At 32.1% G+C, this 18,074-nt stretch carries 21 protein-coding genes; 12 read left to right on the forward strand and 9 right to left on the reverse strand.

All coding sequences use genetic code 11. The features are described 5' to 3' along the window. Window positions 1-3: 3 nt before the first annotated feature. Window positions 4-570 carry an aminoacyl-tRNA hydrolase gene (locus H6622_03570; protein MCB9060583.1) on the forward strand — a complete coding sequence of 189 codons (567 nt, stop codon included), beginning with the start codon at window positions 4-6 and terminating at the stop codon, window positions 568-570. A gap of 10 nt (window positions 571-580) precedes the next feature. After that, window positions 581-1,690 (forward strand): redox-regulated ATPase YchF, encoded by a 1,110-nt coding sequence (gene ychF, locus H6622_03575; GenBank protein ID MCB9060584.1) that lies wholly within the window; start codon window positions 581-583, stop codon window positions 1,688-1,690. On the opposite strand, the gene H6622_03580 is transcribed toward ychF, so the two are convergent. Together H6622_03580 and H6622_03585 are read right to left on the reverse strand one after the other, a co-directional pair. After that, window positions 1,680-3,707, reverse strand: a complete 2,028-nt coding sequence (locus tag H6622_03580) for a lytic transglycosylase domain-containing protein (GenBank protein ID MCB9060585.1) — start codon at window positions 3,705-3,707, stop codon at window positions 1,680-1,682. The two genes, ychF and H6622_03580, sit on opposite strands and share 11 nt — an antisense overlap. 32 nt (window positions 3,708-3,739) lie before the next feature. Beyond that, window positions 3,740-4,153: a hypothetical protein gene (locus H6622_03585; protein MCB9060586.1), complete on the reverse strand. Its 414-nt coding sequence runs from the start codon at window positions 4,151-4,153 to the stop codon at window positions 3,740-3,742. A gap of 294 nt (window positions 4,154-4,447) precedes the next feature. Here H6622_03585 and H6622_03590 point away from each other — a divergent pair, with 294 nt between their 5' ends. The 6 genes from H6622_03590 (at window position 4,448) to H6622_03615 (ending at window position 9,560) form a co-directional block, all read left to right on the forward strand. Next, a complete protein-coding gene (locus H6622_03590) occupies window positions 4,448-5,545 on the forward strand; it encodes a P-loop NTPase (GenBank protein MCB9060587.1) in 1,098 nt (365 codons plus the stop codon). 9 nt (window positions 5,546-5,554) lie between these two features. Next, the gene (locus H6622_03595) at window positions 5,555-6,085 is read left to right on the forward strand and encodes a hypothetical protein (GenBank protein MCB9060588.1); all 531 of its coding nucleotides are present in this window, start codon (window positions 5,555-5,557) and stop codon (window positions 6,083-6,085) included. A 10-nt stretch (window positions 6,086-6,095) separates the two neighbouring features. Beyond that, the gene (locus H6622_03600; protein MCB9060589.1) at window positions 6,096-6,287 is read left to right on the forward strand and encodes a hypothetical protein; all 192 of its coding nucleotides are present in this window, start codon (window positions 6,096-6,098) and stop codon (window positions 6,285-6,287) included. 158 nt (window positions 6,288-6,445) lie between these two features. Continuing rightward, window positions 6,446-7,441 carry a hypothetical protein gene (locus H6622_03605; GenBank protein ID MCB9060590.1) on the forward strand — a complete coding sequence of 332 codons (996 nt, stop codon included), beginning with the start codon at window positions 6,446-6,448 and terminating at the stop codon, window positions 7,439-7,441. Window positions 7,442-7,486: 45 nt separating this feature from the next. After that, window positions 7,487-8,206 carry a hypothetical protein gene (locus H6622_03610; GenBank protein MCB9060591.1) on the forward strand — a complete coding sequence of 240 codons (720 nt, stop codon included), beginning with the start codon at window positions 7,487-7,489 and terminating at the stop codon, window positions 8,204-8,206. Between the two features lie 139 nt (window positions 8,207-8,345). Beyond that, a complete protein-coding gene (locus H6622_03615) occupies window positions 8,346-9,560 on the forward strand; it encodes a hypothetical protein (protein MCB9060592.1) in 1,215 nt (404 codons plus the stop codon). A gap of 49 nt (window positions 9,561-9,609) precedes the next feature. Here H6622_03615 and H6622_03620 read toward each other — a convergent pair whose 3' ends face one another. The 6 genes from H6622_03620 to H6622_03645 form a co-directional block, all read right to left on the reverse strand. Beyond that, window positions 9,610-10,569, reverse strand: coding sequence for an electron transfer flavoprotein subunit alpha/FixB family protein (locus tag H6622_03620; protein ID MCB9060593.1), 960 nt, complete (start codon window positions 10,567-10,569; stop codon window positions 9,610-9,612). 10 nt (window positions 10,570-10,579) lie between these two features. Further along, on the reverse strand, window positions 10,580-11,362 hold the full coding sequence (locus tag H6622_03625) for an electron transfer flavoprotein subunit beta/FixA family protein (protein MCB9060594.1): 783 nt from the start codon (window positions 11,360-11,362) through the stop codon (window positions 10,580-10,582). 11 nt (window positions 11,363-11,373) lie between these two features. Then, on the reverse strand, window positions 11,374-12,534 hold the full coding sequence (locus H6622_03630) for an acyl-CoA dehydrogenase family protein (protein ID MCB9060595.1): 1,161 nt from the start codon (window positions 12,532-12,534) through the stop codon (window positions 11,374-11,376). An 88-nt stretch (window positions 12,535-12,622) separates the two neighbouring features. Next, complete coding sequence (folK, locus tag H6622_03635) at window positions 12,623-13,090, reverse strand: 2-amino-4-hydroxy-6-hydroxymethyldihydropteridine diphosphokinase (protein ID MCB9060596.1); 468 nt, start codon at window positions 13,088-13,090, stop codon at window positions 12,623-12,625. After that, window positions 13,087-13,251 carry a hypothetical protein gene (locus H6622_03640; GenBank protein ID MCB9060597.1) on the reverse strand — a complete coding sequence of 55 codons (165 nt, stop codon included), beginning with the start codon at window positions 13,249-13,251 and terminating at the stop codon, window positions 13,087-13,089. The genes folK and H6622_03640 overlap by 4 nt, the downstream gene beginning before the upstream one ends. Next, the gene (locus H6622_03645; GenBank protein MCB9060598.1) at window positions 13,241-14,218 is read right to left on the reverse strand and encodes a hypothetical protein; all 978 of its coding nucleotides are present in this window, start codon (window positions 14,216-14,218) and stop codon (window positions 13,241-13,243) included. Before H6622_03645 ends, H6622_03640 begins: the two co-directional genes overlap by 11 nt. Window positions 14,219-14,426: 208 nt before the next feature. Here H6622_03645 and H6622_03650 point away from each other — a divergent pair, with 208 nt between their 5' ends. From H6622_03650 to H6622_03665, 4 genes are all read left to right on the forward strand, one after another. Next, window positions 14,427-15,104, forward strand: a complete 678-nt coding sequence (locus H6622_03650) for a LysM peptidoglycan-binding domain-containing protein (protein MCB9060599.1) — start codon at window positions 14,427-14,429, stop codon at window positions 15,102-15,104. Window positions 15,105-15,200: 96 nt separating this feature from the next. Continuing rightward, window positions 15,201-15,998, forward strand: a complete 798-nt coding sequence (locus H6622_03655; GenBank protein ID MCB9060600.1) for a hypothetical protein — start codon at window positions 15,201-15,203, stop codon at window positions 15,996-15,998. Continuing rightward, on the forward strand, window positions 15,979-16,992 hold the full coding sequence (locus H6622_03660) for a phosphotransferase (protein ID MCB9060601.1): 1,014 nt from the start codon (window positions 15,979-15,981) through the stop codon (window positions 16,990-16,992). Before H6622_03655 ends, H6622_03660 begins: the two co-directional genes overlap by 20 nt. Further along, the gene (locus tag H6622_03665; protein ID MCB9060602.1) at window positions 16,982-17,869 is read left to right on the forward strand and encodes a hypothetical protein; all 888 of its coding nucleotides are present in this window, start codon (window positions 16,982-16,984) and stop codon (window positions 17,867-17,869) included. Before H6622_03660 ends, H6622_03665 begins: the two co-directional genes overlap by 11 nt. Here the strand turns inward: H6622_03665 and H6622_03670 are convergent. Continuing rightward, complete coding sequence (locus H6622_03670) at window positions 17,850-18,041, reverse strand: 4Fe-4S binding protein (protein ID MCB9060603.1); 192 nt, start codon at window positions 18,039-18,041, stop codon at window positions 17,850-17,852. The two genes, H6622_03665 and H6622_03670, sit on opposite strands and share 20 nt — an antisense overlap. Window positions 18,042-18,074: the final 33 nt, after the last annotated feature.

An 18,074-nucleotide genomic window follows, 5' to 3' on the forward strand; every position in this document is an offset into this window, starting at 1 on the left:
ATTATGTCAGCAAATCTAATCGTTGCCCTAGGAAATCCTGGAAAAGAATACGAATTCACTCGCCACAATATTGGATGGTTATGCTTAGATCAGTGGAAAGATTCCTTGAATTGGAAGAATAAATTTAAAGGGGAGTATGATCAAAAAGATTACTTTGGAAATAAAGTCTATTTTTTAAAACCACAGACCTATATGAATCTTAGCGGGGAGAGTGTTGCTCCAGTAAAGAACTTCTTCAAGATTGAGATTCAAGATATCCTTGTCATCCATGATGAAATAGATTTGCCTTATGGTTGTATTTCTTTTAAAAAGGGTGGTGGTCTCGCAGGGCACAATGGACTAAAATCGATTGCTTCTTCCCTTGGCACTAATTCTTTTAACCGCCTTAGAATGGGGGTTGGTCGACCCGCCAAAGGTTCAGTAAGCAATTATGTATTGTCTTCATTTGATAAAGAAGAAGAAATTGCTTTAGGCCCATATTTAGTCAAATCTATTGAGGCCATTGAGTTTTATTTGAAGAGTGGTATTGATAAAAGTGCAAATCAGTATAATAAAAAAAATTTAATTTAGAGAGGTTGTTATGTCATTAAACTGTGGAATTGTAGGTTTGCCAAATGTAGGGAAATCGACGATATTTCAGGCCCTAACTTCTGCTCCAGCTGAAGCTGCAAATTATCCTTTTTGTACGATTGAGCCAAATGTGGGTATAGTAAATATAAATGATGACCGACTTAGTAAAATATCTCAATATATTACTCCCAATAAAATAATCCCAACTACTGTCGAAATCGTAGACATTGCTGGACTTGTTAAAGGTGCTTCAAAAGGTGAAGGGCTTGGAAATCAGTTTTTGGGCCATATTCGTCAAGTAAATGCAATAATTCAGGTTGTAAGATGTTTTGATGACGGTGATGTTGTACATGTCCATGGTGAAGTAGATCCTGTTTCAGATATAGAAACGATTAATTTAGAATTGGCCTTAGCAGATCTTGAAACTGTTGAAAAAAAAATATCTAATCTACCCAAATTAATAAAAAATCAGAATAAAGAAATTTCAAAAAATGCAAAAATACTTGAACCTCTCTTAGATAATTTAAAGAAACATCTAGAAGATGGAAAACCAGCAAGGTCTTTAGTTCTCGAAAAAGAAGATGCTCTTTTATTAAGAGATTTGCATTTAATAACTTTAAAACCAATTTTATACGCTTGTAATATAGATGAAGAAACTATTAATGAAGATAATGAATATGTAAAATCTGTGAGAGAGTTTGCTGAGAATGAAGGTTCTCAAGTTGTAAAGATATGCGGAAAGTTAGAGGCCGAAATTGCTTCTTTGGAAACAGATGAAGAGAAAGAAGAATTTATGGAAGCTGCGGGTATTAGTATTTCAGGTCTAGACCATCTCGTTAGCGCTGCTTATAAATTATTAGGTCTAAGAACTTATTTTACAGCGGGGGAAAAAGAAGTACGGGCCTGGACATTTAAGGAAGGAGATAAGGCGCCGCAAGCTGCAGGTGTCATCCACTCTGATTTTGAAAGAGGCTTTATTAAAGCTGAAGTTTATCATTGTAATGATCTTTTTGAGTTTAAGAGTGAACAAAAAGTAAAAGAAAATGGTAAATTTCGTATTGAAGGTAAAGAATATTTAGTTCAAGACGGGGATATCATCCATTTTCGTTTTAACGTTTAAAAGTAACTTTAAAAGTGTTTTCAATATTTTCAGGGCGTATTTTTTCTTTGAATAAAATTTTATAGTAGAAAATATTCCTGTAAATGAGCTTTACGTATTTTCTTGTTTCATCAAATGGTATTGACTCAATTTGAAGTAATGGATCTTTTGGTGTGAGTAAACTCTTTTTCCACTCTTTAATTCTGTTTTCTCCTGCATTATACGCAGCAAGTGCAAAAATTAAATTGCCATTATAGTTTCTAATTAATTTTTCAAGGTACTTAATTCCTATTTTGAGATTAATGTTTGGGTTTTTTAAGTGATTGTCCTTGACTCTTTTTTGAAACATTCTGGCCGTTGCTGGCATAAGTTGCATTAGACCTCTTGCTCCTACATGCGAAATCGCATCCGGGTTAAAGGCCGATTCTTGTCTGATTAAGCTAAGAATGACAATAGGATCTAAAGACTTATTATATTCCTTTATTTTTTTTAGATAATCGTCTGGAAATAAATATGAAACAATTTCCTCATCAAAAGGTAAACCCTTTTCAAGATTTGAATAGATTAGTTTGAAACTATTCAAAAAGCTTTTTTTATCAGATAAAAGTTTCCCAATATAAAATATGTGAGAAATATATTTATTCTCGGAAAATTTTTGCGCCAAACTAACATTATATTTAATTTCTTCTTCAGTAAAAGTATCATTTTTCTGTTCTGTCCATAAGTTTACTCTTTTTAGAGATTTTTGAATCTCAAGTTCTTTCAAAGAATTTATACTAAGTTTGAGAGGAATATAATTTTCGATGATATTATTTTGAGCGTAGTGATTTATGTCTATTCTTTTATGTAGAGAAAGCTTCTTTAGGGCCAAAATTGAATAATAATTCATAGGTGATTTTTCTATAAGCTCTTTATAGATTGCTAGAGATTTCTCGACTTGATTATTTTTTTCATAAATATGTGCAATCCAAAACAATAGTTTTAAAGTAATATTTTCTTTCTTCTTAAAAAAATCTTCAGTCTCAATATATGCTAATGCCTGTTGATATTCGTCATTAATTAAATGACCCCATAAACTATAAAAATGAACTTCATTAACTTCATTCGTTTTTACTTTTTCTTTCAGATAATTTAAAAAAGTTCGTCCTTCTTTTTCTTTGTTATTGAGTAATAAGTGTTTTGCACCATGGATGAGATATGTGTGTATGAGTGATTTGTTTATATATTTGGAATTGCTTTCATAAAAATTCTTTATACTTTTGAGAACGGTGAGAGACTTTTCGATTTCTTCATCTAATATACTGACTTTAAAATCATTATACATCTTTCTTATCTCAGAAGTGAAATAACTTTTATCTGCATTTTCTATTGAATGAAATGCTTGAACATAATCTAAAAAATTATCGTCAAGTCTCATCTCTTCCAAAATATCTTTATCTGGCATTAAATCATTTCTTTCGTAGTAGTTTTTTAAAAGTTCACCTAATTTCCTGTGAGAATTGGAATTTTTAAATTTTATCTTCAACAAGTTTTTTATTTGAGTTTTAATTTGAGGATTGCTGAGTTTAGAGATAATTGTATCAAAATATTTAAATTGTTGATCATTTAATTGAGTTATATCCGATACATTTTTAAGTATTTCTAAGAATTCGTTATCGCAAATTTTCGTAAAATATTCAATTATCTTTGTCAAATGTGGCCTTTCGATATTTTTATTATCAAAAGTACATTTATCTATAAAATTGTTAATTGTTATTTTTTTAGAAATTATTTCTGAAAGTTTTTTCTGAATGGGGACTTCATCTTGAAATAAAGGTGTTTTTTTTGAAAAACTTATAAGTCCATTCAGCGTAGACTTTAACGGCTTGCCTCTTTTTGACTCATAATATAGTTGATCATAATATTTTGAAGTCTTTAAATCGTGTTTTGTATATTTATAAATATAGCCTAATTCATCATTTCCTTTTTGATGTTTTACAGGAAGTCCAAAAAGACTTTTGACCAAAAATGAAAATATAAAGAGGTATTTACTCTTCAAAATGACCTCCATATCATTTTGAAACGCACTAATTATGAATTCAAGTATCTCTCTTGAATTTCAGTGAGATTCTTGCTGATTTCATGGACAACCATTTTTTTATCATCTGGGAGTCCAACTGCTAAATTACTTAGATAAGTTGTCACTTCTGAAAGATAAGTAAAGTCCTCTCGTTGCTTTGTTGAAATATATTCCATTGTTTTATTATATTCTTCTGCTAGTTCCTCAAAATAGTCTGCTTTTCTAAAGGCCAATTTTGTAACAACCCCTTCTTCTCTTACCTTAACTAAAAATTTTCCCAATTTATATATTGGTCCTGCAATTTTATGACTGAAATAAATGCATAAGCAAAATATCAATCCAAACATTCCTAATTGCCATAAACCTAAGCTCCACACCACATTATCTTTTACTGCATGCCATTCCTTTGTTTTGCCTAGTGTCATTGACATGTCTCCAAGTAAATTAAAGATTATATTTACATAAGCACTGGTGCATAGAGTTACTAGTATGCAAACATATATACTAAATCTCAGCTGAAATCTGGGATTAATAAAATAAATCTTTCTTTGATTTTTGTTACTCACTTGTAATCTCCATTAATTATTCAACCATTTAATTTTAATACATCTCACCAATTCAAACTAGGTAAAAAGATTTCCCTAAATGATTATTGATACCTGTTTTTTTGCATTTTTTAATGTATATCTGACTAACAATTTAAAAATTAAGGTAAATGTATGAACCAATCTGAAATAGAAAACATAATAAACTCATTACAAAATCCGACCACAAAGAAAACATTTTCCGAGGAAAATCGTCTAGTAAAAGTATCCCTTAGCAATAGAGGTGTAGATATTGTTTATAATAGAGAAGGAATTGATACTCGAGCTAAAAGAGAAATTGAAGATCAAATAATTGAAGCTTTAATTCAAGAATATACTGAGGATCAAATTTTTGTAAAAACTGTATCTGAGGAAAAAACTAAAACACAACAAGAAGCGAGTTTAAAAATTGGCCATGGGCCTATGCCTGAAAAGAAAAAAATTCCAGGGGTTAAAAAAGTTATTGCTGTCTCCTCATGCAAAGGTGGTGTAGGAAAGTCTACTTTTGCAGTCAATTTAGCAATTTCTTTAAAGGCCCAAGGTCATAGTGTGGGTCTGTTGGATGCAGATATTTATGGGCCATCTTTACCTATTTTACTAAATCAAAGAAATGCAAAGCCTAAGGCCGCGGATAATAAAAAAATTATTCCAATTGAGACAAATGGGATTAAGTTTATAAGTTTCGGACTTTTTGTTAAGGAAGAAGATGCTGTTATATGGAGAGGGCCTATGCTTGGTGGAGTCCTCAATCAGTTTTTCTTTGAAGTAAATTGGGGTTCTTTAGATTATATGATTATCGATCTTCCGCCTGGAACTGGAGATGTACAATTATCACTCGTCCAGTCCATTGACGTCGATGGTTCGATAATTGTATCTACTCCTCAAGAAGTTGCATTGCTTGATACTGTAAAAGGTTTAAAAATGTTTGAGAAAGTCAATGTTCCTGTTCTTGGAATGGTTGAGAATATGAGCTCATTTGTCTGTGCCCATGGTGAGGAATATTATATATTTGGTAAAAATGGAGTTAAAGAAATTGCTGATGGGTTAAAAGTTGAGTTTTTAGGTAAGATACCTATTTCGATAGAATTAAGAGAAAGTTGTGACAAAGGGCAACCTTATATGGATAATGATTCTAATAGAGGGACTCAAATCTGGGAGTCTTATATGGAAATTGCTAAAGAAATTTCAAGGCCTACAAAGAAGGGAATTTTAGATAAAATTTTTAGGAAATAGGTTAGATAAGTGCAAATTTTTGAATTACTTGATGAACAATCTTCAATAAATTTTACTGGAAAAATTAACTTACTCAATAAGGACAGTGATCAATATATTGCAAGTGTTTATCTCATTGATGGAAATATTGTTCAATGTGATTTCAAGCAAAAAAAAGGCCTGAAAGCTCTTTTTAGAATTTTTAATTTTATGCATGAATCTAGCGCCCATATTAATTTAATTATAGAACCAGAAATCGTGCCAAGTGATTTGAAAAGTTTTTGTTTAACTTCTGTCCAATTAAAAAAACTGATTCAAGAGTTTAAGGAAAATGTAGAGTTTAATGAGAAATATAGACCAAGTTCAGATTTACGAATTGTTGTTGATCCGCAGTTTTTAAAAAAAGGAGTAAGGGTATCACCTGAAGAATTTGAAGTTCTTTGTATGCTTAGTGATACAGAAAGAGTTGATGAAGTGTATGTGAAAAGTGAATTAATCGATTTTGAAGTGACTAAGGCCTTCATAGATCTAAGAAAAAAAGGCGCTATTAAAGTTTTATAAAGAGGTTTTTATGAGATCGCAGGTACATAATAAAGGTGAATTAAAAGAATTGAATGTTAACATTGAAGCAGAGGTTGTTGATAAGATAAAAAGAATTTCAGAAAACACGGGAATGAGTCTAGATGAAATAGTGGTTATCGCTGTGAAAAGGTATATTACTGCACATACTGATTATTTGGGAGCTCAACCCAATACAGATTAAGTCTCAAAATTTCTAAACTGTTATCATATTCTGAAATGTTCATTTCTGCCAACTTACATAGTCAGATTTTGAAGTACTCTCAAATCGTAATATCTTGAAATTACAATAGTAGATAAAAATTTGCTCCAAAATGCCGTAAAATGCTATTGAGGAGTGATATGAACATAGGTTTTATTTATACAAATTTGTTATTCATATTATTGAGCGTTTCGTGTGTTGTTAATTCTCGTTTTGAGGGAGCAAATAAATCGACTCAAACAGATATTGAAGCAGTGCTGAGGGCCAATGAGAATACAACTATTTCTCTCAAAAGAGCAATGAATACAAGAGTCCCTGGAACATTATTAAGATTAGGAAATGTTGAGCTTGAAGTTGGTTTTACAGGTGAAACATGCAAAAGCTGGCTTTCTAGAAATGGTGTAGGCGGGATCTATAATTCCTATGTGTATCATGAGAAAGGAGATACTTATAATAGTGATTTTTGTCTATATGAGTCAGTTGGTATTGATAGTGATGGGAGTTGCCACTTAGTAAATTATTTAAATCCAAATAAAGATGTATCTAAAATGCAATGGAGACCAACTCAAAAATGTTTATCCGCAGAAAAGGGAAAGTTTGAACTTTATTTGGCACTTGAATATTTGGGACCTGTATATCCAACTACTTCTGTCTTAAGTCCTGAAGAGTGGGTTCAGTCCTGCGAGAAAATATACCAACTCTCTACATGTGCAACGGGTGTTAATCACAGACAAGCAGTTTCAAATACTCTCTTTGAACTACACACTTATTTTGATAGTTTTGATATTGACCCTACATCAGGTATTACAAATACTGAGTTCTTAGTCTATGCAATGGAGATATATGGAGGGATTAGTTCTGTACAAGAAAATCTAAAGCATATGCGAGGGAGATTTTGTCAGAAACTTAAATATGAAAAAATTCCAACTTGGTTTGAAGAGGCCACATCACAAGAGATTAGTGAACTTGAAATTGAAAAATACTGGTGTTATGTAGGAGAGCTTGGTTATGATGAAAACGGACTTAAAAATGAGGTCCTTTTGAATCCTGATCAATCATCTGTTCCTTTATGTTTAATGACTACTTATAATTGTTGTCATCCCTCAATTCCTGAAAATGAATGCAATCTGAACTAATATTGGCATAAAAATCGCATATATGGTCTTCAAAGGATGGAACTTATGAAGACTTTGAAGCTAATACTTGCAATTCTTGGCGTATTTATTACATCAATTGGGCTAACTTCTTTTGTTGTAATTGCATTTAATATTGAACTCACAAAACATGAAAAAATAAGCATTTCAAATAACGATATGATTTCAAGTGAAATAAAATCGGAGTATGAGTTAGCTAAACTTCTACATGGGGAACTTGATAAGTTAAAAAGTGAAAAGAATATTGACCAATTTCTATCAGATGTAAAAAACTTAGTCATTCAAGGTGCAAATCCATTCTATGAAACGGTGGTTTCAAATGGCAAAAAAAGTAGCAAGATCAGTTTCATGAAAAGGCTCTATAATCATTTTTCATTCATTGACGAAAATGGCGTCCCTTTAAGGTCAAAAGTGATCGAATTACTTGTTGAAAACGGTGTTTTAGACATTGAAATCAAGCTAAATTCATATAGAGATCTTTTGAATATGAGGGATCTCTTTTTTATGGATATTAACAGCATAAGAAACAAAGAAATTCTTCTATCCTATCTTCTAAGTAGTAGTGATTCTAAGATCATATCTCTCAGGGGAGTTCAAGATGTCAAAAACTACTATAGAGATCTAAGTTCAGTTTCAGCAATAAAACAGACACTTAACAAGCAATTTCTCGAAGGTGTATTAAAGTTCAACAAAAAGGAAATTGCTTATTTTTCTGATCCTAGTAAACTCAAGGCAAAAAAAATCTGAACATTCTTTGGCCGTATTTTTTTTATACACACGTTATCCTTTTTACAAAATCTTCACTCTTATTCATTCAATAAACAAATAGTTAACCTAGTTTATAACATGGCACGTTCATTGCAGTAATGAGAGCAATGGAGCTATTATGAAAAAACTATTCAAAACTTTTACATTATCTTTGTTCACTTTAATGGCATTGTACGCTGTGAGTGGAATTTTACAGGATAGAAAATATAATAATAGTGCTTTCATGGAGTTAGATAAAATAGATAACTCAGGCTTTGAGTTAGTTAACAAAAGAATTGTTGCAGCATCGATAGAAAATTCTCCGTCAGAATCTTTTGTAAAATGGCTTGTGCCTGTAAAGGTTATTAATAGTAGGGTGAATTCTCGAAAATTATCTGGAACGTGGAAAGTCATGGGGATTACTCTAAATAATGGAGAGTATGAAGATAGAAAAGGAAGGGAGGATAGTGTAACTTTAGAATTTATTGAAGATGGAGTTGTTGAATTGAAGTACGCAGGAGAGGCCAGGGGACATAAGGTTTTTTTTGCAAAGGATTTAACAGAAGGAAATACATTAGACTTAATGGATACTTACAAAAATTTTCATGATGATAAAGTACTAAAAAATCTATTCTTAAAAGGAATAGAGGAGAATTTGGTTGAAATTTTGCATTTAGAGAAATCAGGAAATCCCTCAAACAGAGAAATTCCAAGAAATTTGGCCATTAATAAAAAAGAACTAGATAAAATCGATTATGACTCGGTTCCTTCCTCAGGATTTGCCCAATTGAAGGATGGTATATATGAGCTCAAGTCTATGAGTGTTGCAAATATTGATGAAACAGAGAAGTATGATGTTTCGGGAAGCTTTGAGCTTAATGCAGGAGCAATTCAAGATTTTTCACTGAGAGCAAACAATCTTATAAAAAATGAAATTGTTGAACAGCTTAGAATTAATAGTGATGTTCGGATTCCAAATGGAGGAATGTTTCAAGTTCAACACGAGGATTTTGAAGATACAAATATTGTTGCAGTAAAGTTAGGTGATGATATTCATATAAAATACCCTAATATTGAGGGCGCTGGTTATATCGAGCTTGTGTTTACTCCATCAAATAAAGAAGAAATCAATAGTGAGTATGAGAGCTATACACACAAGGATGAAGAGATTAATGATGATGATGAAGATGAGAATCATAAAATTGAAACTAAGAAGAAGAAAAATGTTGAAATTGTAGAAAGTGATCAGGAAGACTCAGAGGAAGATGAAGTTGTTCAACAATTAAGCGATGAACAACAAGATGAATTAATGAACTCTAGAGATGTAGCTTCATTTGATTTTACAAAACCATAATCTTTTAAACAAAGTAATTAGGCCATCAATTTGATGGCCTAATTAAATATTAACCTAATAGGGCCTTAAATTCTTGCGTGAGTAATGGGACGACATCAAAAAGATCTCCAACGATTCCGTAATCGGCTTTTGTGAAAATAGGAGCTTCAGGATCTGTATTTATCGCAACGATACATTTAGAAGTTCTCATACCAGCTAAATGCTGGATGGCCCCTGAAATACCACAAGCTATATAAAGTGAAGGTGCGACTGTTTTTCCAGTTTGTCCAACTTGCATTGAATGGGGTGCATATCCAGAGTCAACGGCAGCTCGAGAAGCACCAACTGTCGCTCCTAATACATCGGCAAGTTCATTTAATATTTTAAAATTGGAAGCGTCCTTTATCGCCCTTCCCCCTGAAACAATGATATTTGCTTCAGTAAGATCAAGTTTCTCTGAGGCTCCCTTTATTATTTCTTTGATTGATGCTCTTACTTGATCAACGCTTACTGAGGCTTCAGATTTACTACCAGCTCCTGCAGAGGGAGATTCTGCGAGACCTAAAGCATTTGGTCGTACTGTTATAAAATGAGGTTTTGGCCCTGAAATTTCAACTTTTGCTAAGCATTTACCTGCAAATAGAGGTCTTGTTCCTGCAAACGTATCACCTTCAAAAATAAAATTTGTCACCTCTGAGGCCATACCAGCATCAAACATTCCAGCTAGTCTAGGAATTAAATCTTTTCCAATTGAAGTAGAGCCGGTGAAGACATAATCATATCCTTTTCCATCAATAAATGATTTTAAAGCTTGAGAATATCCTTCTGGAGTATAGTGTTCTAAGTGATTACCTTTCAATTGATGAATATTTCCGGCGCCGTATTTTGCCAATTCAGTGATCGAAGACTCACTTAAATTTGAAATAGAAACAACATCAACTTCATGGCCATTTAACTTACCAAGAATTTCTAAAGTGACAGTTTTAACATTGTCTCCAGTGGTTTCTGTAAATACTAAAATTTTTGCCATTGCTAACTCCCTAAATTACTTTTGCTTCATTTCTTAATAATCCAACTACTTCCTTCACAACTGAAGCAACATTATCTCCAGTCTCAAACTTTTTACCAGGAGGTTTTTCAGGTGGTAGTTGAAAATTTGAATATTTTACTCTCTGATCTTCGGCAGTAACCCCGACGTCGCTTAAACTTAGTTGAGTAAGTGGTTTTTTCTTGGCCTTCATAATTCCGGGCAGAGAAGCATATCTTGGTGTATTAAGACCTTTATTACATGCTACTACACAAGGAGTTTTTACTGAGTAAATTTCAATTGTTCCACCCTCAACTTCACGTTTGAGTGTTAATTCCTCTCCATTTTGTTCAAAACCAACAACGACTGAGACCGAGGGAAGATTAAGCATTTGAGCAAGTAACTGAGGAACTTGTAGACTATCAGAGTCTATTGCTTGTTTTCCAGAAAGAATGAGATCAGGATTTTTACCAGACTTTTCAATGGCACCTTTTAGGGCCTTTGCAGTCCTGTAAGAATCTAAATTGTCATCTGCTTCAACCAAGTAAGATTCATCTGCTCCCATGGCCATTGCTGTTCTAAGGGCTTCAGTGTCTTTTATTCCGCCAACTCTTAAAACAGTTACAGTCGAACCAGAGTTTGCGGCCTTAATTAAAAGTGCTTGTTCTACAGCAAATTCATCATAAGGATTCATAATCCATTTGATAGAATTAGTTTCAATAAAACTCCCATCTGAATTGGGTGTTATTTTTGTTTCTGTATCTGGAACTTGTTTTACACATACAAAAATGTTCATTTTTTTGCTCCTTATATTTCACTTTGAGATGAAAATTCTTCTCTTGCAATTACCATTCTCTGTATTTGAGATGTCCCTTCATAAATTTGAATGAGCTTAGCGTCTCTCATTAATTTTTCGACAGGGTATTCAGTACTATAACCGTATCCGCCAAATATTTGTACCGCATCTGTTGCGATTTGCATAAAGCTATCAGCTGCAAAAGCTTTGGCCATAGATGCCATTTTGGTGTTTTTAATATCATTATCTAACATCCAAGCTGCTTTATGGGTGAGTAGTCGCGCTGCTTCAACCTTTGTGGCCATTTCTGAAATCATAAATTGGATGGCCTGATGTTTTGAAATTGGGACTCCAAATTGATTTCGTTCTAGGGCATATTTTTTTGAATGATCTAAAGCACATTGTGCTCCTCCGACAGCAGAAGCTGCAATAAGTGGACGGGAGTGATCAAGTGTTTTCATGGCGATTTTCCAACCATCTCCAGGTTTACCCAGCATATTTTCTTTTGGCACTCTTAAATTGTTAAAGCTTACACTTCTTGTATCTGAGCAACGATGCCCCATTTTTTCTTCTTTTTTACCTAGCTCCAGACCGTTTTTAATTTTATCTTTTTCGATAACAATTGCTGATAAACCTTTATGTTTGAGAGAAGGATCAATTGTTCCGTAAACAACAAACAAATCAGCATGTCCAGCATTTGTGATCCACATTTTTTCGCCATTAATAACCCAATCGTTTCCATCTTCTTTAAAATGAGTTTTTATGCCAGCTGCGTCAGAACCATTGCCTGGTTCAGTAAGACAGAAAGCTGCTTTCAAATATTTTTGCGTAAAGGGTGTGAGAAATTTTTCTTTTTGTTCACTGCTGCCACCGATTACGATAGGAAGTAGTGCGAGATCGTTGGACATAATGGAGGTGTTCATTCCTAAACAACCATAGGCCAAACATTCCGTTATGATTACAGAGTCAAGAGTTGAAAAACCAGTGCCACCAAACTCAGTAGGAATACATGTATTTAGAAAACCCAAATCCCATGCCTTCTGCAAAATTTGGATGGGGAATTGTTGAGATTTGTCATATTCACTGCTTTTAGGCATCATTTCTTGTTTTGCAAATTTCAATGCCGTTTCTTTTATTTCTTTTTGTTCAGTAGAAAGCTCGAAACTACTCATATAATGCCTCTTGATGAATTAGATGTAATATTTGAGGATTATAGAAACTACGAAGTGAATGCTCAAGTAAAATCGCTGAAGTAGGTCCTTATTGAATTGGAGAAGCTTCAATTTTGAAATGACTTGGGAAGTCGTATTTCCCCTTAATTTTTTCATAAAAAGGCAATTCCATAAGTGGTCTAACAACGAAAGATCTTTTTAAAAACTCAGGATGGGGAATTTGAAGATTTTCGGTGTTAATAATTTTGTCTTCCATGAAAAGAAAGTCAATGTCTAATGTTCGAGGTCCTTTGTCGATAATACGCTCTCGACTATTTTCATCTTCTATAGATTGAATGATTTTTAAAATCTTATAAGGATCATAGGAATTAAAATCTGAAAATTGTAATACTTGATTGTAGAAGTCTGGTTGGTTTAAATAATCCACGGCCTGAGAAAGATAAATCTGACTTTCATAATCAAAAGTAAAATATTTTGAAAGAGATGTTTTAGCAAACTTCAAGTAAGATACCGAGTCGCCAAGATTTGAACCTGTTGCGAATACTAAAGTCGTCATTTCTTTTTTAAATTTTCTATTTTCTTTTTTGTCTCATTTGAAATTTCTTCAATGGTCACTTCTTCAATAGAGGGACGAATAGTGTTCTCTGGAGGAAGAGGGATACTCTTTACTCCACAGCTAGAACAAAAAATTAAAATAATCAATAGATTAAAATTCAAGAGTGAGTCCCGCGCTAATCATATCTATACCTACATCCCCTCTAACATACCATCCTGGCACTAGACGTCTTAACACTGAGGCCCCAAAAATAATATCTTTTTTTTCAATACTGTTAAGAATATCTGCTGCGGTATTGAGTTCAGCAGTTGTGGTTGCATTTTCTTCATAATTTGCACTTGCAACAACAACTCTATAGCCAAAATAAGGTTGCAAAATAAAATGAAACGGTGCTTCAACAGTGTATTTAATTCTCCCACTATAAGAAAATATGATAGTGTCGATATCAACAAGTGGAGTATCTCTGTGAATCCCTCTCGCGACTTGGGCCTCAATAAACGTATTGTCGGTGAGTTGATAAGACCAACTACCAGTGAAAATCATAATGGACTCAGCTGTATTTGTAGCATTAATTGAGCTAAAGTATGCAATTCCTCCATAGATGAGGTTATCATTTTTTACAACTCTATTCTTATTATCATCGAGTCCAATATCATCTTCAAGGAAGTTTATATCGTCGTAGAGATCTTCTTTTGAAAGAATGTCTTTTATTTCTTTTTCTTCTTCTTTGTTAGCTTCTTCTGCAACTTGAGGTTTGGATCGATAATAACTATCATCTCCTCTTAATATTTTTATTCGGGTTCCTCTTCTGAGTTTATCCCAAAGTTCCGTATTATAAATTTTTAAAATCTTAATTCCTGCCTTATTATTAAAAATTTTTGCACAGAGTGCTCTGGCCACAAGTTCTTTATTTAATACTAAGCTAATGTAGTCACCAGATGAAAATCCTTCAGAGTCGTGAGTGAGGATGAAAATTCTCTTATCTCCATCAATTGAGAATATGGATTCTTCAGGAAGTTCTGTTTCTTGTGTAACAATATTGCTAGAAGAATCGAGGGATTCAATAATAGATTGAGCAAATATGTCTGGAATAATCAAAAAAATAAAAGCGAGTTTAAGTATATGCATTAAATCTTCTCCCAGTACTTACTTACTTTTAAGTTTTCCCACCATTCATCATACATATAATTTTTAATGCAAACAATGGGGTAAAAAAATCAAGTATAGGTAAAAAATGTCATTATTTTTTTTTATAATAATATTATAAAAAAAATTAAATATTGAAACTCCTGACCCGACAAGTTTGTTGCAATAAAAGTGATGCGAGGAGAATTTTATGAAATTGAAGAAACTTTTGCCATTATTATTAATTTTTGTTTTTGTCACTGCGTGTTCAAATAATGAAACTAAAAAAGCTGGCGGAGATAACACGGCCTCAGAAGAGGCAGATTTTGTGGTTGATTCAGAAGGCGAACAGGATCTAGAGTTTGAGGAAAGTGAAGATGGCGAAGAAGATATGGCCATGAATGAAGAAAAAAGTGACGAAGGCGAAGCAGATAAAGGTGGTGAAGAGATGGCCCAAGCTAAAGACCAAAGCGAGGCCATGCAAGATGAAGGATACAGCGAAGCACCTGTTGCTATAGATGGTGGTTCTGTTTCATCCTACACTGTTAAAAGAGGCGATACTTTAATGCTAATTGCATTTAAAAATACTTGTGACTATGACAAGTGGAAAGAAATTAAACAAATGAATGGCCTATCGGGATCTAGCATTAGTCCAGGGCAGACATTAAAAATACCAACTGCTACATGTAATTTTAACCCTGAAGGATTACCTTACTTAATCATGAGAGGAGATACTTTAGGTAGTATATCTCAAGATAAATATGGAACAAAAAATAAATGGAGAAGTATCTTTAATAATAATAAACCAATGATTAAAAATCCAAATTTAATATTTGCTGGTTTTACACTATATTATTTACAAGACACTAGAGATATAGCTTCAGAATAAGTATTTCTTCAATTTTATTGCAATATAGATGCAAGGGCCCAAATATAGGGCCCTTTTGTCGTTTTCAAGAAGCTTGTGGCCTGCTAAAATCTGGACATGAAATTATTAATCTTATTAAGTGCATTTATAATAAATTCTTGTTCATATTTTAAGGCCATAAATGATATTCCGGCCTATACAAGACATGAAATACTTTCAAATGAAGATTATATTAGAATTTACAATAATTTAAGCGATGTATACAAAAGTGGTGTTAAAAATAGAATAATACCTCTGAGTAAGAAATCAAACTATTTCTTGGACAAAATATATAGAAGAATAGTTGAGAGAAATAGTAAAGCGCTTAACCTAAGTATCACGTCTGAAATTAAAGTTATTTCAGACGTGATACCCTATATATTTTCTCTTCCAAATGGTCGTATATTTTTTTCTTCTGGCCTAATAAACAAATATTTAAAAAATGAGGAAGTTTTTGTTGCAGCTCTTGCCTTTGAAATTTTCAAATCTCATCAGCTCATTTTTAGAAAACAATTTGTTATTCCAAAAGGAAATGTAACTTCTGATAGAATTTTGAGATTAGTTTCTATTGATAAAGAACAGAAATTAAAAATCAATGAATGGTGCTATAATCTTCTTATGAGATCTGGATATGATCCTTTTGTCTATTTAGTTTGGTTACAAATTCAAAATAAAAATGCATTAGATTTCTCGATGATGAACAGTTCAGAAAAGTTTATTTCAACAGAGGAGTATTCTTATAAAAAATTATTGACTCAAACAGGTAGAAATTTTGAATATGAAAGTGATGAGAAAATAAATTCATCTCAAGAATTTTATTATTTTGTAAGAGAAGTAGAAAAAAAGGCCAATGTAAATGAAACTAGAGCAATCTGAAAGATTATTTGTTGAAACTTTAATTACTGAGAATATGCAAAATATTCAAATTGATGATATTCAGAAATTAACAGGAGATGCTTCGACAAGGCGTTACTATAGAGTTTATACAAAAGCGGAAAATTTTGTAGCATGTTTAGACTCACCTATAGAAGAAGATATAGATCCTAACTTTGTTGTTTTACAGAAAGTACTTAAAGAAAATAATGTAAGAGTTCCAAATATTTTTTTTCGAGATAACAAAAAGGGTTTCATCTTAGAAGAAGATTTAGGCGATGAAACTTTTTTGTCTAGACTTGCAAAAATAAAAACATTATCTGAAGAATTAGAACTTTATAAAAAGGCAATTGATTTATTGGTTGATATCCATAGTATTGAGACTAATAACTATGAAAAAGATTCATTTGTAAGACTTAGATTTGATGAAGAAAAACTAATGAGTGAAGTTCGGTTATCAAATGAGTATTTTTTAAGAAAATATTTAAATATTACAGATGAAATTCTCGTCAAAGAAATCGAAGATATATTTAAAAACATTTGTAAAAAAATACAAGAAAAACAGGTAGTCTTAACTCATAGGGATTACCATTCCAGAAATATTATGATGTCACAGAATCAATTCGTCGTGATAGATTTTCAAGACGCAAGAATGGGAATACCTCAATATGATTTAGTCTCTCTTTTAGATGATTCATACTACAGAATTGATCCCACCAACAAATCAGAATTGAGAGAATATTATTGGAAATTAAGAGAAAAGAAATTGTCTTCGTTTAAAAGTGCTCAAGAATTTGAGCAATTTTATAATTACATGATGCTTCAAAGAACTTATAAAGCAATCGGTAGTTTTTGCTATATATTCGAAAAAAGAAATGATGCTCGCTATTTGAAATATATAAGTTGTGCTTTTGAAAACATTAAATCTGTTCTTTTCAAATTGGATGAATTTTCAGATTTGAAAACACCTCTTTTTAAGTTGTATTATGAAAGCTGAAAATTTTTTCATTCTATCAGCAGGTCTCGGCACGAGAATGTATGAAATCGGGAAGATACTTCCAAAAGTTGCTTGGCCCATTTTTGAAAAAACGTTAATTGAATTGCAAATTTTATATGCAAAAAAACTTGGTGCAAAAAAAATATTTATAAATTTACATGCAAACTGTGAATTACTCAGACAACTCATTTTAAATAAATTTTCTGCTGACAAATCAATATATATTCTCCATGAAAAAATTTTACTTGATAGTGGAGGAGCTTTTCATAATTTAAAAAAAAATTATGATCTAGGAAATGGTTTAGTATTTATAATGAATGCAGATATTTTTAATTTCTCTAAAAATCTCTCAAATAATATTGATTTGGGAGATGGAAAAGCATGTTTGTTTTCTAAAAAAATAACAAAAAAAAATAAATATAATAAACTATTGATTAAAGGAGATTGTCTCAGTGGAATTCTAAGCTCATCATCTCTTGAAGGAGAATATACATATAGTGGTAATGGAATAGTTGATATGAACCAAGTTGAGATTATAGAAGGGCCTTCAAAATTTTTTCAGAGTGTTTGTAATCCTGAAAAAGATAAAATTATTATTAAGCATTTAGAACAACAAGAATATTGGGATTTTGGAACATCTGATCTCTATTACGAAAATATTCAAAAACTTTGTCATATTGAAAATGTTCAAAATTTGGCCTTATTTGATTTCTTAAAAGCTTCTAAGGCCATAATAACTAAAAATTTTCAAGAGAATAGTTATTATAGTGAAAATTTTAAAATTGCAGGGCAGAGTATTTACCTAGATGGGAATGACAAAAGAGAAAAAGATACAGGGATATATTATAAACATGTGTTTAATCACTATCCACATTGATAAGCTTTATACAGTTTACTGGACAAATATGGATACAAATACTGCAAAGGGTACAGGCCCATTCTTCAATAAGATAGTTTTCTTTAATTTTTAAAATGGCATTATCAGGGCACAGTAGTCTACATGCGTCACATGAAATGCATCGGTCATTTATTTCAAGATGTGGTGTCATATTCTTTCCTGAAAGATATCTTATTAAAGATTA

It is taken from the genome of Halobacteriovoraceae bacterium, assembly GCA_020635115.1.
In the GTDB taxonomy this organism is placed as follows: Bacteria; Bdellovibrionota; Bacteriovoracia; order Bacteriovoracales; family Bacteriovoracaceae; genus JACKAK01.

Bases quoted from the DNA above. Each gene is read 5' to 3' on its own strand.
- H6622_03570 (MCB9060583.1), top strand. From the start codon at position 4: ATGTCAGCAAATCTAATCGTTGCCCTAGGAAATCCTGGAAAAGAATAC.
- ychF (MCB9060584.1), top strand. From the start codon at position 581: ATGTCATTAAACTGTGGAATTGTAGGTTTGCCAAATGTAGGGAAATCG.
- H6622_03585 (MCB9060586.1), bottom strand. From the start codon at position 4,153: ATGACACTAGGCAAAACAAAGGAATGGCATGCAGTAAAAGATAATGTG.
- H6622_03590 (MCB9060587.1), top strand. From the start codon at position 4,448: ATGAACCAATCTGAAATAGAAAACATAATAAACTCATTACAAAATCCG.
- H6622_03600 (MCB9060589.1), top strand. From the start codon at position 6,096: ATGAGATCGCAGGTACATAATAAAGGTGAATTAAAAGAATTGAATGTT.
- H6622_03605 (MCB9060590.1), top strand. From the start codon at position 6,446: ATGAACATAGGTTTTATTTATACAAATTTGTTATTCATATTATTGAGC.
- H6622_03610 (MCB9060591.1), top strand. From the start codon at position 7,487: ATGAAGACTTTGAAGCTAATACTTGCAATTCTTGGCGTATTTATTACA.
- H6622_03615 (MCB9060592.1), top strand. From the start codon at position 8,346: ATGAAAAAACTATTCAAAACTTTTACATTATCTTTGTTCACTTTAATG.
- H6622_03620 (MCB9060593.1), bottom strand. From the start codon at position 10,569: ATGGCAAAAATTTTAGTATTTACAGAAACCACTGGAGACAATGTTAAA.
- H6622_03625 (MCB9060594.1), bottom strand. From the start codon at position 11,362: ATGAACATTTTTGTATGTGTAAAACAAGTTCCAGATACAGAAACAAAA.
- H6622_03630 (MCB9060595.1), bottom strand. From the start codon at position 12,534: ATGAGTAGTTTCGAGCTTTCTACTGAACAAAAAGAAATAAAAGAAACG.
- folK (MCB9060596.1), bottom strand. From the start codon at position 13,090: ATGACGACTTTAGTATTCGCAACAGGTTCAAATCTTGGCGACTCGGTA.
- H6622_03645 (MCB9060598.1), bottom strand. From the start codon at position 14,218: ATGCATATACTTAAACTCGCTTTTATTTTTTTGATTATTCCAGACATA.
- H6622_03650 (MCB9060599.1), top strand. From the start codon at position 14,427: ATGAAATTGAAGAAACTTTTGCCATTATTATTAATTTTTGTTTTTGTC.
- H6622_03655 (MCB9060600.1), top strand. From the start codon at position 15,201: ATGAAATTATTAATCTTATTAAGTGCATTTATAATAAATTCTTGTTCA.
- H6622_03660 (MCB9060601.1), top strand. From the start codon at position 15,979: ATGAAACTAGAGCAATCTGAAAGATTATTTGTTGAAACTTTAATTACT.
- H6622_03665 (MCB9060602.1), top strand. From the start codon at position 16,982: ATGAAAGCTGAAAATTTTTTCATTCTATCAGCAGGTCTCGGCACGAGA.
- H6622_03670 (MCB9060603.1), bottom strand. From the start codon at position 18,041: ATGACACCACATCTTGAAATAAATGACCGATGCATTTCATGTGACGCA.